Origin of the sequence: Clostridium sp. N3C (genome assembly GCF_900095445.1) — a bacterium.
Lineage (GTDB): Bacteria > Bacillota > Clostridia > Clostridiales > Clostridiaceae > Clostridium_AU.
The window spans coordinates 131,453-145,437 of the sequence record NZ_FMJL01000003.1 but is presented as its reverse complement, the minus strand read 5'-3'; the positions used below and the strand labels follow the sequence as shown (position 1 = coordinate 145,437).

General features: G+C 34.1%; 13 protein-coding genes. 3 read left to right on the top strand and 10 right to left on the bottom strand.

Annotation, left to right across the window (positions count from 1 at the left end; all coding sequences use genetic code 11):
• The 9 genes from N3C_RS02395 to N3C_RS02355 form a co-directional block, all read right to left on the bottom strand.
• Positions 1 to 408, bottom strand: a 408-nt coding sequence (locus tag N3C_RS02395; RefSeq protein WP_373432792.1) for a very short patch repair endonuclease, incomplete at its 3' end; no start/stop codon positions are given.
• 27 nt (positions 409 to 435) lie between these two features.
• A complete protein-coding gene (locus N3C_RS02390) occupies positions 436 to 1,392 on the bottom strand; it encodes a restriction endonuclease PLD domain-containing protein (protein WP_074364473.1) in 957 nt (318 codons plus the stop codon).
• Positions 1,393 to 1,406: 14 nt separating this feature from the next.
• Positions 1,407 to 2,459, bottom strand: coding sequence for a DNA cytosine methyltransferase (locus N3C_RS02385; protein WP_074364472.1), 1,053 nt, complete (start codon positions 2,457 to 2,459; stop codon positions 1,407 to 1,409).
• A gap of 15 nt (positions 2,460 to 2,474) precedes the next feature.
• On the bottom strand, positions 2,475 to 2,804 hold the full coding sequence (locus tag N3C_RS02380; RefSeq protein WP_012869709.1) for a helix-turn-helix domain-containing protein: 330 nt from the start codon (positions 2,802 to 2,804) through the stop codon (positions 2,475 to 2,477).
• A 585-nt stretch (positions 2,805 to 3,389) separates the two neighbouring features.
• The gene (locus tag N3C_RS02375; protein WP_013297370.1) at positions 3,390 to 4,052 is read right to left on the bottom strand and encodes a DUF1129 domain-containing protein; all 663 of its coding nucleotides are present in this window, start codon (positions 4,050 to 4,052) and stop codon (positions 3,390 to 3,392) included.
• The gene (locus N3C_RS02370; RefSeq protein ID WP_013297369.1) at positions 4,045 to 4,377 is read right to left on the bottom strand and encodes a PadR family transcriptional regulator; all 333 of its coding nucleotides are present in this window, start codon (positions 4,375 to 4,377) and stop codon (positions 4,045 to 4,047) included. Before N3C_RS02370 ends, N3C_RS02375 begins: the two co-directional genes overlap by 8 nt.
• Before the next feature lie 392 nt (positions 4,378 to 4,769).
• Positions 4,770 to 6,125 carry a 23S rRNA (uracil(1939)-C(5))-methyltransferase RlmD gene (rlmD, locus tag N3C_RS02365; protein ID WP_074364471.1) on the bottom strand — a complete coding sequence of 452 codons (1,356 nt, stop codon included), beginning with the start codon at positions 6,123 to 6,125 and terminating at the stop codon, positions 4,770 to 4,772.
• Positions 6,126 to 6,205: 80 nt separating this feature from the next.
• Positions 6,206 to 6,898 (bottom strand): MgtC/SapB family protein, encoded by a 693-nt coding sequence (locus tag N3C_RS02360; RefSeq protein WP_074364470.1) that lies wholly within the window; start codon positions 6,896 to 6,898, stop codon positions 6,206 to 6,208.
• A 58-nt stretch (positions 6,899 to 6,956) separates the two neighbouring features.
• Positions 6,957 to 7,202, bottom strand: a complete 246-nt coding sequence (locus N3C_RS02355) for a hypothetical protein (protein ID WP_074364469.1) — start codon at positions 7,200 to 7,202, stop codon at positions 6,957 to 6,959.
• Between the two features lie 363 nt (positions 7,203 to 7,565).
• Here N3C_RS02355 and N3C_RS02350 point away from each other — a divergent pair, with 363 nt between their 5' ends.
• From N3C_RS02350 to pgmB, 3 genes are all read left to right on the top strand, one after another.
• Complete coding sequence (locus N3C_RS02350; protein WP_074364468.1) at positions 7,566 to 9,866, top strand: glycoside hydrolase family 65 protein; 2,301 nt, start codon at positions 7,566 to 7,568, stop codon at positions 9,864 to 9,866.
• Between the two features lie 35 nt (positions 9,867 to 9,901).
• On the top strand, positions 9,902 to 11,548 hold the full coding sequence (glgP, locus tag N3C_RS02345; protein WP_074364467.1) for an alpha-glucan family phosphorylase: 1,647 nt from the start codon (positions 9,902 to 9,904) through the stop codon (positions 11,546 to 11,548).
• 155 nt (positions 11,549 to 11,703) lie between these two features.
• Positions 11,704 to 12,348: a beta-phosphoglucomutase gene (gene pgmB, locus N3C_RS02340; protein ID WP_074364466.1), complete on the top strand. Its 645-nt coding sequence runs from the start codon at positions 11,704 to 11,706 to the stop codon at positions 12,346 to 12,348.
• Positions 12,349 to 12,401: 53 nt separating this feature from the next.
• Here the strand turns inward: pgmB and N3C_RS02335 are convergent, their stop codons facing one another.
• Positions 12,402 to 13,790, bottom strand: a complete 1,389-nt coding sequence (locus tag N3C_RS02335; RefSeq protein ID WP_074364465.1) for an alanine/glycine:cation symporter family protein — start codon at positions 13,788 to 13,790, stop codon at positions 12,402 to 12,404.
• Positions 13,791 to 13,985: the final 195 nt, after the last annotated feature.

Sequence of the window (13,985 nt, the reverse complement as noted above, 5' to 3'; positions counted from 1 at the left end):
CTCCCATACAATAATTACTTTCCATCCCATCTGCTTAAGCTTTTCTTGGTTTTCATAATCTCTTTCTTTGTTCCGTATTAACTTTTTTGTCCAATACTCTTCATTTGATTTTGGCCAGACAAAAAACGGGCAACCTTCATGCATATGCCAAAAGCACCCGTTAATAAAAATGACTGTTTTATACTTTGGTAAAACAATATCAGGACAACCCGGAAGAGCCTTAACGTTTTTCCTGTAACGAAACCCTTTACTGAATAAATATTTCCTTACGAGTTCTTCAGGCTTATTATTTTTACTTCTTATCCTCGACATATTGTAACTTCTTATTTCTTTTGTATGATTATCCATATTTCTAACACCATCATTATTAAAATAGTTTTTCCTTTCAGATAAACTATCTTTTTTCATTAATACTAATTGTTGGCAGATATTTTTTTACACAGAAAAATCCATATAGAAATGTTCATCATCTAGTTTATAAAAATCAACATCTGTTCTTCCATAACGCTCTAAGTCATGACGATGTACAAACGCACCATTCGCAACACCTATTCTGTTTCTGAAATATTCCCCCAAAAGGGAATTATTCATTGGTGTTGTAATTGCTTTGTCATTTTGCTGTTCAACACGCAAAATCAAATGCTTATTGTCATCAGTAATAACTGAGAAATGTCGTTTCTGAAGCGGGAAAAAACCTGAACGTGCTATCTCTGCAGGCAAAGGAATATATGCTTGATTGGGTTCTCGCCCTTCACGCTGTCCCCAGTTCAATCCTGATCTTCTGCCAGTTTCACCGTCTCTGGCAAGAAGCGATAATTTTACATGTTCCACACCTTGTCCTTTCACAATCTGAACATGTCCGTTTTCAGCTTCAAGAACTGGATTAATTGGTTGTAGTATAATGTTTTCCTCTACTTCCGAATGAGTACAATATATAGAATCCCGCTCTACTGAACAAAAATAAGAAAAAGCATCATATGCATTGCAGGGAACAATATATTCACGTCTTCCCAAACTGAATCCAGCCTGTGTATAATTCGCAGAACCTGTATAAGCTTCAACAGGCTCACCATTTTTCATCCAAATATACAATTTGCTATGTACAGGAGGCCCTTGGCAAATATATTGGCATTGAAACTTAGATAAAGCAGTATTTGATTGAGCATATACCAACTGTTTAAAACCTTCATGAACATCTTTAGTTAACCCGTCATAGTTGGTCATACCTACTATAAGCTTTATTCCGATTAATGGCATACTCAATTCTTTAATTCTTGTCATATGCCATGAAGCCATAGTAGGTGTTGCATATCCTGAAACAATCAACAGTTCCTCTGCTCCTCTTGATATTGGTTCAATTAACGTTTGATTTATTAATGGTATATTAAACATTAAAATACACCTTCTCATTCGTTGATATTCGGTTCTATACTTTCGTACTCTATACCAGCAAAGCAATTAAGAATAGCTTCAAAAATAATCTTTGCACCTTGACAAGGTACTGCCATTCCTATCTGTTTTCGGACACTCTCTTTTGATCCCATGAAAACAAACGTATCCGGGAAAGTTTGGAGTCGGGCTCTTTCTCTGTTTGTTAAAGCTCTTGGCTCTGACCAATGATATATATGCGTTCCTCCCCCTCCGCTTCCAGTAACAGTATAAGCTGGCTTGTCAGGATCCAATCTCTTATAAATCTGGCTTATTTTTGCGCCTTTTACTTTTAGCTGAAGCTCAGGAGGCAAATCTGCAGTAAAAGCATTTTCACCCGGCTTAATATGAAGAAGCCTTTGTATCACCGTCTTAGATTGTTTTGTTCTCTCATTATTAGGAGCGTCCGCAGGTATTGGAGGCACTTCCAGTGCGGTACGGCATGTATTGTCTATATTTGCATAAGGGGCCGGAGATGGTACTTTAAAAGTTACATTTATGTCATTTCGAATACCTACAATGATAATACGGTGCCGTGCCTGTGGTATACCATACTGCTCAAATTTATATAAATGAGGCGTAATTACATATCCTGTCTCTTTCAATTCATCCAATATTTTTGCAAAAGCTTTTCCATCGTTTGCATTGCGAAGCCCCCCTACATTTTCCGCAAGAAACCACATAGGCTGAAATTTTTTCAAAGCTTTTACGCCATAAGAATATAACGGTCCGAAAACTCCGTTAATTCCTTTCTGCTCACCAACTACGCTAAAATCATTGCATGGAAAGCCGAATGCCAAAGCATCAATCGGTGTTAATTTATCCATATTCAATTTGCGAATATCTTCATGGTAAACCGATTCTGGCCTGTCTGGGCAAATATTATAACGGTATGTTTCGCAGGTATCCTTATCATAGTCATTAGCCCATTCATGGACTATAAAATGTTTTCCGTCAGCACTGCGGGCATTTATTGCACCATAAGCGAGTCCTCCGGGGCCGCAGAACAGTTCACCTAATCTGTATTTCATAGTGTACACCTCAATCTACCTATGATTTTTTCTGATAAAAAAATCAATAGTATTCTGTATATATTCACATTCTTCGTTATCAAGAATCTCATAGTTGGAGAAGGGAACTACTCTCTCTCCAATGTCCTTATCTTCCAGGTATCCTGCCATTTTATATAACTTTATCAGGTCAACCTGATAAAGTTCAGATAGTTTCTTAAGCACCAAAGGAGAAGGTTCGTTAACCTGCCCAAGTTCAATACGATTTAAACGGGTAGTTGTTATTCCTGTACTGTTAAACACATCATTTAAACTTAGATTTCGTTTCGTCCGCAACAATCTTAAATAATCACCAATTGAACTCATAAATACTCCTCCATGGTTTAATTATAACAAATTTATAACGATAATGCAATATTATTTTATAATTATTGCTATTTCGCAGCGATAATTATAGTTTCGGAGTAATTGATGCATCTATCTTGTTTCTGCTTAATATTCAAATAACTGAATAACTGTCATTAATTCAGCTATTTTTGTGATTTCACTTATGCGCACTTTGAAAAATTATTAGGCGCAATATTTTTATCTATCCTGTTTACTCGACCCTCAAAAAAATGGCCGTTATCTAATCTGGTAACTCAACTATAAATTTTCAGGGTAGTTGATATGTTCCCACAAACAATAAAATTAAGGGTTCCCTGACATTGCCACATCAGGCAGAGTGGCCTGTAAAAAAGCAAAATGTTTGGAAACCCTTTATTAACAAGCTTTTTAGTTCTTTATTTCTCAACCTTTGACATCAATGTGACACACTCAACGTGGCACGAGAGGACAGAATAAATGTCATTTGAGATATGTCCGTTCTCGGAAACATATCTATCGCAAATTTTGCACTTACGGTAGACGGGAACGCGTCGACTTAGCAAAATCAAATTAAGAAAATCTCATTTACGCTCTTTCACTTATAATTTTCCAAATAACAAAAATCAATATGACAGTTATTGCTGCTAACCATAAAGAAATATTCACTGCAATGGTTCTAAAGTATACATTACTCAATATCATAGCTGCCAAAACAGCTGCAGCAATAAACCACGCTTTTAAAAAAGAAACTACTTTTTTTTCTTTCTTTGCACCAAATGCTGTTTTAGTAATATACAATACAATCACATTTGCTATAAGGATAATTGCAAGTCCATTTATAATATCCCCAACGGTTAAGATAAACTCAAACCCAGCTTTATTTGAAATTAAGCTAATTATAAAGTTTTTAGCTAAAGAAATAACACCTAAAACCCATAGTGCATGAAGAGACATATCTAAAAAATCCATCACCTTATCTTTTTTTGTCTTCTTAGGCATAGCTTCGATAATCTGATCACAGATTTCCTTATATCTGCCTCCCATGACTTTTTTAATATTATCGCCTCGTTGCTGACCATCAATAATTAGTTCAATAATATCTCCTCTTACAACTTCTTGATTGTACTCTGATAAATCAGAACCCCGTAAGTAGACAATCATATTTGTATAAATTTCTTTGTTTTCATCAAATATCGCTTTTTCCCTATTATTATTTTTCTTTAATAATTCCTTTGCTAATTTATTCATGTTCTTTTCCTCCCATAAATAATTGATTAACCGCATGATCTAGTTCTTGCCAGTTAACTTTAAATTCACTTAGACTAATAACCCCCTTCTCAGTTAAATGATAATATTTGCGCTTCGGTCCGCTATTAGAGTCTTGTAAAGTAGCTTTCACAAGTTCACTTTTCTGTAGGCGCAAAATAATAGGATATATTGTTCCTTCAGATATCTCTCCAAATCCATATCGCTCTAACTGTTTCGAGATTTCATATGCATAAGTCTCTTGTTTTCGGATTATCTCTAAAATGCATCCTTCTAACACACCTTTTAACATTTGTGAAGGAATCATAATAAAACCTCCCATTTAGTATCTTGCAATGCAATATACAGGTATATTGTATTGCAAGATACTAACTTTGTCAAGTTTCTTTTTGCTCACTCTAAATGATAACATCATTCTCAATAAATTGATTTTTTATGAGCTATTAATAAAACGAAACCGCCAATCAAGAGAATTCATCTCCTGATCAGCGGTCAGCTCAATATATTAAATTCAATATCACCAATTTTTACATCTATCCTATCTCCACAACTCTATGACGTTATCTATTCTATCAACTCGACCCTACTTCATTTTTCGGTTCTTTTTCTATCCATCGATATGTTCCCGCGGACGCATTTAAAACTATACGTCGAGTAGACAAGATAAGTATAATCCTGCAAACCCAGTAAGTTCAAGGCTTACACCCTTGACATCAATGTTACGCATTCCACATGTGCAGTTTGAGGAAACATATCTTTAATTTTAAGCTTGCTAACCTTATAACCTTTCTCTTGAAGCACCTGCAAATCCGTTACTAAGGTTTTTGGATTGCAAGACACATATATAATAGTAGGAGCATTAAACTTAACAACATAATCTAAAGCTACTGGATGGACGCCACTTCTAGGAGGGTCCAGTATGATTAGATCTGGTTTATCTTTAATAGTTTGTATAACTTTAGCTACATCTCCAGCAATAAAGTGGCAGTTATCTAAACCATTCATAGCTGCGTTTTCCTTAGCACTTTCCACCGCTTCTTCTATAAGTTCTATACCAACTACCTTTTTTGCCTTTCCAGCGGCTATTTGTCCAATGGTTCCTGTTCCACAGTATAAATCAAAAACCACCTTATCAGAAGCATCTCCCATAAAGTCACGAACTATAGAATATAGCCTTTCCGCACCTAAGGAGTTTGTCTGGAAGAAGGAGAAAGGTGTTATTTTAAACTTTAGTCCTAAAAGTTCCTCCGTGATATAGTCTTCACCATATAATACTTCAATTCTATCCGCTGCTACTACTTCTGATAGAGAGTCATTTATTGTGTGAATAATTCCCTTTAAACTTCCTTTATAATCTATATTAACTAAGATTTCTTTCAACTTATCTAAATCTACATCTAGTTGAGATGTTGTCACTAGATTAATTAAAATTTCTCCAGTTTTCTTTGCCTTTCTTACTACTAAATTTCTTAAATAACCTTCATGTTGCATAACTCTATAATGAGGTAAAGCAGCCTCTCTAAAATATGCTATAACTGCATTATGAATTTTTCGTACATCTTCATCTACTAAAATACAAGAATCCGTATTAATTACCCCAAAGCTTTTTCCCGGCATATGCATTCCTAAGGTTAATTCTCCACCCTTTTCTAAGTCTCCAAAGGTGAATTCCATTTTATTTCTATATTCATAAGTTTCAGGACTTCCTTCTATGCCTAAATAGTTAAAGTCATCTATACCAGCCTTCTTAAATAGGTCTAATACTTGACTTTCCTTAAATTCTAATTGCTTTTTATAAGGTACAAATTGTTGTGTACAGCCACCACAATAATAAAAATGTGGGCATGGTGGCTCTATTTCATATCCAGCTTTTTCCATCACCTCTGTTACTCTAGCTTCCGCTCGATCCTTTCTGTTCTTATGTATCCTAGCCATAACCTTTTGACCAGGATAAGCATGTTTTACATATACCTTTTTATCCTCAAAATAGGCAATCCCATCCCCTGGGAAACGAGTTTCTTCTATTTTAAGTTCGTATATCATTCCTTTTTTCATAGTTCTTCATCCTTTTCTTCTAATATTAACAATAAATAATATACTATAGATTGTGTAAATTCAAAGTGATATTTTAACAATTAACTTGTATGTTTTACATTTATAATATGCTCTATACCCATCAACCTATCAATAACCTCTTCCACTGTAAATCTTACTGGTATAAAGAGAGTATATATACATTCATTATTTTCTTCTTCCTCTGTGCTATATTCTATACTTTTTATTCTAATCCCCATTTCCTTTAGAAGCTTATCTACTTCTAATATAGGTTGTAATTTTTTATCAAAAACTATTTCTAACTTTTCCCTTCTAGTTTTACCAATAAATTTATGCTCAAAGTTTTTAAGCACAACTACTACGATAAATACACAAACAAAACTTGCTATGCTTAAAGTATAATATCCATATCCTGTAGCTAATCCTATAATAGAAACTACCCATAAGCTAGCTGCAGTGGTTAAACCTTTTACGGAACCTTTTTCATAAATAATTGTTCCTGCTCCTAAGAAACCTACACCGGATATAACTTGAGCTGACAGCCTAAGCATATCTGCACTAACAACTCCTTGCAATGAAGGGTTGTCTAATATAGTTATTTTAACTTGTTCAAAAGCATATACTTGAATTAAAGCAGTAACTGCAGCCCCTACACAAACTAATATATGAGTTCTAAAACCTGCAGCTCTATTGTTTAATTCTCTTTCATAACCTATTAATCCACCAATGATAACTGCCAATAATAATCTCATACTAACTTCCAATATATTCATATATCTTCCCCCAAAAAAGAACTCTGCTATTATATTATATAACAGAGTTCCATGAATGCTATAATATTTTTCTTAGTTTATCTACATCATATTCTTTAATATATTTTTCTTTGTTTTCATTAATAATTAATAATTTAGCTTTACCATCTTCTATTTTTAATACCTTTCCCTTTATTTTAGTGCCAAAAACGTTTACAGGGGAATTTCTATTTAACTCTTTAGTGAATGTACTCTTGCAATAGATACATTCTCCTGCATTTTTAAATATTCTTCTGCACTTTAAGCAATACCATAATTTTTCCATATTGTACCCCCCCTAAAATTTAATTTCTTTTAATTATATTCGATAATCTGAGTTTTTTTTCCTCTATTTTTTTAAAATTTTTATTTTTGTAATAAAATTATTATATTAACTTTATAAGTAACATTGTTCCATATTTTTGTTGATTTTTCCCTAATATATTAGTATTTATTTGAAAATGTTATTGCATCGATTACAAAAGAATGATATATTATAAAAGACAACGTATTTTTATAAGCAAAATATTTCATATTATATAATATGAAATTTATTTTTTTAAGGATAATGCAACCGGTTGCATAAATATAAAAAATATGCAATTGTTGCCTGGTTACTCTAAAGAATAAAAATTAGGAAGGTGAGCTTGTGGCTAAATATGTTAAAGTCGATGAATGGAGTATTATTGAAGAAGGACTTCATCTCGAAGAAAACAAAATTTATGAGAGTTTAATGAGCATTGGTAATGGACACATGGGTATGAGAGGTAATTTCGAAGAGGACTTTTCTGGTAGCACTCTTCAAGGTACTTACATAGCAGGTGTCTACTACCCTGATAAGACTAGAGTTGGTTGGTGGAAAAACGGTTATCCTGAATACTTTGCTAAAGTTCTTAATTCCACAAATTTTATAGGGATTAAAGTAGTTATTAACGGAGAAAACCTTGATCTAGCTAAAGCTAAAGTAACTGATTTTAAAAGGCTTCTTAACATGAAGGAAGGTTACGTTTTAAGAACCTTCACTGTAATCGATAAGAATGGTAATGAAACTAACTTTGAAGTTAAAAGATTCTTTAGTATGGCTCAGCAAGAAATTGCGGCAATCTCTTACAGCGTAGAGCCAGTAAATCATTCTGCAAAAATAGAATTAACACCTTATCTTGATGGAGACGTTAAAAATGAAGACTCCAACTATGATGAAAAGTTCTGGATAGAAGTTGACAAGGGTGCAGAGAATGGATTCTTCCACATCACTCAGAAAACCAAGAAAACTGATTTTGTAGTTACATGGGCTTCTAAATATGCCTTATACTTAGATGAAAATTCTGTAGAAGTTGATCCTGAAGTGATTGTAGAACCTCAATATACTGCAAACAAATTCACTATTAACTGTGAAAAAGGAAGCAAGGCTACATTATATAAATATGTTGCTGTTACTAGCAATAGATATTTCTCAGAAGAAGATCTATTACCAAAGGCTAAGGAATTAGTTGAAAATGCTTACAATGAAGGATTCGATAGACTCTTCCAAGCTCACTCTGATAAATGGGCAAATATTTGGAAAGAAAGTGATATAGTAATATCTGGTGATGCATCTGCTCAGCAAGGTATTAGATTTAACATCTTCCAAATGAATTGTACCTATACTGGAGATGATCCAAGACTTAATATAGGACCTAAGGGCTTCACTGGTGAAAAATATGGCGGAAGTACTTACTGGGATACAGAAGCTTACTGCATTCCTTTCTATTTGAGTACTAGTGACCCATCTATATCTAGATCACTATTAGTATATAGATACAATCATCTTGAAAAAGCTAAGGAAAATGCTGCAAAGCTTGGCTTAAAGGGTGCTCTTTATCCAATGGTTACTATGAATGGTGAAGAGTGTCACAACGAATGGGAAATCACCTTTGAAGAAATTCACAGAAATGCTGCAATAAGTTATGCTATATATAATTATGTAAATTATACCGGTGACGAAAGCTACTTACCTGAGTATGGTTTTGAAGTATTAGTAGAAACAAGTAGATTCTGGGTTTCAAGATCCAACTATCATAGCAAAAAAGATGTTTATATGATTCTAGGTGTAACAGGACCTAATGAATACGAAAACAACGTTAACAATAACTGGTATACTAATACTATGGCAGCTTGGAACATTGAATACACCCTAGAAGTTGCTAAACTCTTAAAAGAAAAATATACAGACAGATATAATGAATTAATTGAAAAACTAGCTGTAACTGAAGAAGAAATGGCTAAATGGCAGGATGTAGTAAACAAAATGTATAAGCCTGAGGATAAGGAACTTGGCATCTTCTTACAACAGGATGGCTACTTAGATAAGGAGCAAATGTTAGTAAAGGATCTTTCACCGGAAGATCTTCCACTTAACCAGAAGTGGAGCTGGGATAGAATTCTTCGTTCTTGCTTCATAAAGCAAGCTGATGTTCTACAAGGTTTATACTTCTTAGGAGATAGATTTGACAAAGAAACTAAGAAGAGAAACTTTGATTTCTATGAACCAAGAACTGTTCATGAATCTTCCCTATCACCATGTATATATTCTATCATAGCAGCAGAGATAGGTTATGAAGATAAGGCCTATGAACTATATTTAAGAACTGCTAGATTAGATTTAGATAATTACAACAATGACACTGATGATGGACTTCATATTACAAGTATGGCTGGTACATGGATGTCAATTGTCCACGGTTTTGGTGGTCTTAAAGTTGTTAATGGTGTGCTTTCCTTAAATCCATTTATACCAAAAGCTTGGCAACAGTTTTCCTTTAAAATAATGTTCAGAGGACATTTATTAAAGGTAACTGTTAAGCAAGGCGAAGTAACCATAGAGCATCAAGAGGGTGACGACTTCCAGATGAAGGTATGGGATAAGATTTATTCCCTATCAAAAGAAAGCACTATCAATATAAAAAAGTAAGTAATTTTAAGTAAATGAAAGGTGGGAAAGTCTTAATGACTAATTCAAAAAACTTACCTAAAGTAGCTTATTTCTGTATGGAATATGCTCTTGATACTTCCTTTAAAATCTATTCCGGTGGTTTAGGTGTATTGGCTGGTGACTATCTAAAGGGAGCTAAGGATGGCAACTTCCCAATGGTAGGTATTGGAATTAAGTGGAAACAAGGTTACACTGAACAAAGAATTGGCCAAGATGGTCGTCCATATGATTCTTACTACAATTATCAATACGACTTCCTAAAAGATACAGGAGTTAAGGTAACTGTTAAAATTCGTCAGAGAGATGTAGTATGTAAGGTATGGCTTGTTGACTGCTTTGGTAATGCACCTATATACTTATTGGATACAGACCTTCCAGAAAACAGCGATGCTTGGATTACAGGACAGCTTTACGGATACTTTGGAGAAGAAAGAATTGCACAGGAAATGGTTCTTGGTATTGGTGGAGTTAAAGCTCTTAGAGCTCTTGGAATTAAACCTGATGTATACCACTTTAACGAAGGTCATGCTTTATTTGCTGGTTTTGAGCTTATAAGAGAAAAGATGGAAAGTGGGGCTAGCTTTAAAGAAGCTTTAGCTGCTACAAGAGAAGAAGTTGTATTTACTACTCATACTCCAATAGTTGCAGGTAATGAATCTCATCCTATAGATAGAATTCTTTACATGGGTGCTAACTGTGGTCTAACTATAGAGCAGTTAGTTGAAATTGGTGGTTCTCCTTTCAATATGACTGTTGGTGCTTTGAGACTTTCTAGAATCTCTAATGCTGTTGCACAACTTCATGGAGAAACTTCCAATAAAATGTGGAAAGATGTTGATAACAGATCAGAAATAATAGCTATAACAAACGCTATCCACAGACCAACTTGGGTAGATCCAACTATGCTTGAAATTGGTGAAAGCTATGATGGTAGCTCAGAAAGCAAAGAAAAACTTTGGAATGCTCATATGAAAAATAAGCAGGCTCTAATTGACTTCGTATATGAAAGAAATGGTGTTAAGCTTGATGCTGATAAGCTTCTTATCGGTTTCTCAAGAAGAGCTGCTCCTTACAAGAGAAGCAATTTAATCTTCACAAAGCCTGAAATTATCGCTCCTCTTCTTAAGAGTGGAAAGGTTCAGATTGTATTCTCCGGTAAGGCTCATCCACTAGATGATACTGGAAAGCAAATTGTTGCTGACATAGTTGCAATGACTAAAGAATACCCAAATTCCGTTGTATTTGTTGAAAATTATGACATGACTGTAGGTAAAATGCTTACTAACGGTGCAGACATATGGCTAAACAACCCAAGAAGACCATTGGAAGCCAGTGGTACATCTGGAATGAAGGCTGCTATGAACGGTGTGCCTAACTTGAGTACTCTTGATGGATGGTGGCCAGAAGCTTGTAAGCACGGCGTAAACGGATGGCAATTTGGTGATGGCAAGTCTGTAGATGATTTTGCTACAGAAGCTGAATTAGATGCACATGATTTAGAAGGACTTTACAATGTTCTTACAAAGGAAGTTATACCTACATACTATGAGAACAGAGATAAGTGGATAGAAATCATGGCTAACAGCATCAATGATACAAAGGAATTCTTTAGTGTTCAAAGAATGCTTGAAGAATACTATGACAGAATGTATATAAAGTAATTTAAATAGAGGCTGTTGCACTAGTTTCTATGTGCAACAACCTCTTATTTATTACTTGTGCATTGTTCATATAATGGTTTCTCCATTGAAAAAGCCTTCTATTATGCTATACTATATATGCTAACTTTTACTTATTGGAAAGGTGTTGTGTATTAATGAAAATTAAAGGATGTATATTTGATCTTGATGGTGTTATAGTTGATACAGCTAAGTATCATTATATAGCTTGGAAAAGACTAGCATCTGAAATGGGATTTGATTTTACAGAAAAGGATAATGAAAGATTAAAAGGTGTAAGCAGAATGCGTTCCTTAGAAATCCTTCTTGAATTAGGAAATAAAACTGTTTCAGAGGATGAAAAGCTTGCTTTAGCAGATAAAAAAAATACTTGGTATGTAGAATACATATCCAAAATGGATAAGTCTGAAATACTTCCAGGTGTAGAAGATTTCCTTAAAACTTTAAAGGAAAACAATATAAAAGTTGCCCTAGGTTCTGCTAGCAAAAACTCCATGCTTATTTTAAATAATTTAGAGCTTACAAAATATTTTGATGCAATAATAGACGGCAATAAAGTATCTAAAGCAAAACCTGATCCAGAGGTATTTGTTTTAGCTGCTAAGGAAATGGGATTAAATCCTAATGAATGTGTAGTTTTTGAGGATTCTCAAGCAGGTATAGAGGCAGCTAAGGCAGGTAATATGAAGGTTGTTGCTGTTGGTTCAGCAGATAACCTATCCGATTACGATAAAATCATTGCTGGTTTCCAAGGCATTAGCTTAGAATTAATAAACTTCTAATTAAATATGAACATAAAAAAAAGTTGATGTTAAACATCAACTTTTTTATTATCCTAAGCTCCCTTAGAAGTACTTTTAGAAGTTTCTATAGAAGCTTTTTTTAAGTTATGAAAATAAAGCTTTGTTTCCTTATAAACAACTCCACTTAGGCCTATCAATCCTATTAAATTAGGTAAAGCCATTAAAGCATTAACTATATCTGCTAAAATCCATATCAAGTCTAATTTTAAGGTTGCTCCAAAGGCTACTATGATAATAAAGACATATCTATAAACCTTAACTCCCTTTATACCAAATAAGTATTCAGTACATCTTTCACCATAATAGTTCCATCCTATAATAGTAGTAAAGGCGAAGAAAAGCAAACCTATAGTAACTATAAAGGTTCCTATTGCTTCCACAGGCAGTCCTTTTCCAAAAGCATAGCTCGTCATAGCAGAACCTGCATAATCAGACTGCCAAGCTCCAGTGGTTATTAATACAAGACCGGTCATAGTACAAATTACAATAGTATCGAAAAAGGTTCCTGTCATTGAGATTAATCCCTGCCTTACACAGGATTTTGTTTTAGCAGCAGCTGCTGCTATTGGAGCACTTCCTAAACCGGATTCGTTAGAGAATACCCCTCTAGCTACACCATTTTGAATTGCCATTCTCACTGTAGCTCCTGCAAATCCCCCTAAAGCTGCTGTAGGAGTAAAGGCGTGTTTTATTACTAGCTTTATAGCTACTGGTAACGAACTAATATTGCTTCCTAAAATAATTAAGCAGCCTACTACATAAAATATAGCCATGAATGGTACTATCATTTCTGATACCTTTGATATGCTCTTAATTCCCCCAATGGTTACAAGGATAACTAAAATAGTGATTACTATAGATGAAACTATAATAGGAATAGAAAAGCTATTATGTAAAGATTCTGTAATAGCATTTATTTGAGGAAAGGTTCCTATTCCAAATAAAGCTACCCCAACACCAGAAATGGCAAAAAACTTTGCTAACCATTTTAAACCAAGACCCTTTTCAATATAATACATTGGCCCACCAGACATTTGTCCATTTTTATCTGTTACCCTATATTTCACCGCTAAAAGGCCTTCTGCATACTTAGTTGCCATACCAAAGAAGGCAGCCATCCACATCCAAAAAAGGGCTCCCGGTCCACCGGTTTTAATTGCTGTAGCCACACCTACTATATTTCCTGTTCCAATAGTGGCTGATAAAGCTGTGCAAAGGGCTGCAAAGCTTGATACATCCCCTTCTCCCTGGTTATCATCATCTTTAGCAAATAAATATTTAATCGCTAATGGTAATTTAAAGACTTGAAGTAGACCCAACCTAACTGTTAAATAAATACCAGTACCTACTAACAATATTAGTAGCGGTGGTCCCCAAACTAAAGAATCGATTTTTTCTAGAACTTGTGTTAGACTGTTCATCGAAATCCCCCCTAAATTCTTTTGTGATTTATAATTTAAAACTTTCAAATTTAGGACGGAAATGATTTTGAATTATCTTAGATATGAAAAATAGATCATAGTGTATTTTCAATAAAACATTGACAATAAAATCACAATTTATAGGCTTAATTCTATAAATATACTAGATTTTTTACCCCTATTTAAAAGCAATCT

Excerpts from the sequence above, each read along its gene's own strand:
- N3C_RS02355 (WP_074364469.1), bottom strand. The coding sequence starts at position 7,202 with ATGGAAAAATTATGGTATTGCTTAAAGTGCAGAAGAATATTTAAAAAT.
- N3C_RS02335 (WP_074364465.1), bottom strand. The coding sequence starts at position 13,790 with ATGAACAGTCTAACACAAGTTCTAGAAAAAATCGATTCTTTAGTTTGG.
- N3C_RS02360 (WP_074364470.1), bottom strand. The coding sequence starts at position 6,898 with ATGAATATATTGGAAGTTAGTATGAGATTATTATTGGCAGTTATCATT.
- N3C_RS02375 (WP_013297370.1), bottom strand. The coding sequence starts at position 4,052 with ATGAATAAATTAGCAAAGGAATTATTAAAGAAAAATAATAATAGGGAA.
- N3C_RS02370 (WP_013297369.1), bottom strand. The coding sequence starts at position 4,377 with ATGATTCCTTCACAAATGTTAAAAGGTGTGTTAGAAGGATGCATTTTA.
- pgmB (WP_074364466.1), top strand. The coding sequence starts at position 11,704 with ATGAAAATTAAAGGATGTATATTTGATCTTGATGGTGTTATAGTTGAT.
- rlmD (WP_074364471.1), bottom strand. The coding sequence starts at position 6,125 with ATGAAAAAAGGAATGATATACGAACTTAAAATAGAAGAAACTCGTTTC.
- N3C_RS02390 (WP_074364473.1), bottom strand. The coding sequence starts at position 1,392 with ATGTTTAATATACCATTAATAAATCAAACGTTAATTGAACCAATATCA.
- N3C_RS02385 (WP_074364472.1), bottom strand. The coding sequence starts at position 2,459 with ATGAAATACAGATTAGGTGAACTGTTCTGCGGCCCCGGAGGACTCGCT.
- glgP (WP_074364467.1), top strand. The coding sequence starts at position 9,902 with ATGACTAATTCAAAAAACTTACCTAAAGTAGCTTATTTCTGTATGGAA.
- N3C_RS02380 (WP_012869709.1), bottom strand. The coding sequence starts at position 2,804 with ATGAGTTCAATTGGTGATTATTTAAGATTGTTGCGGACGAAACGAAAT.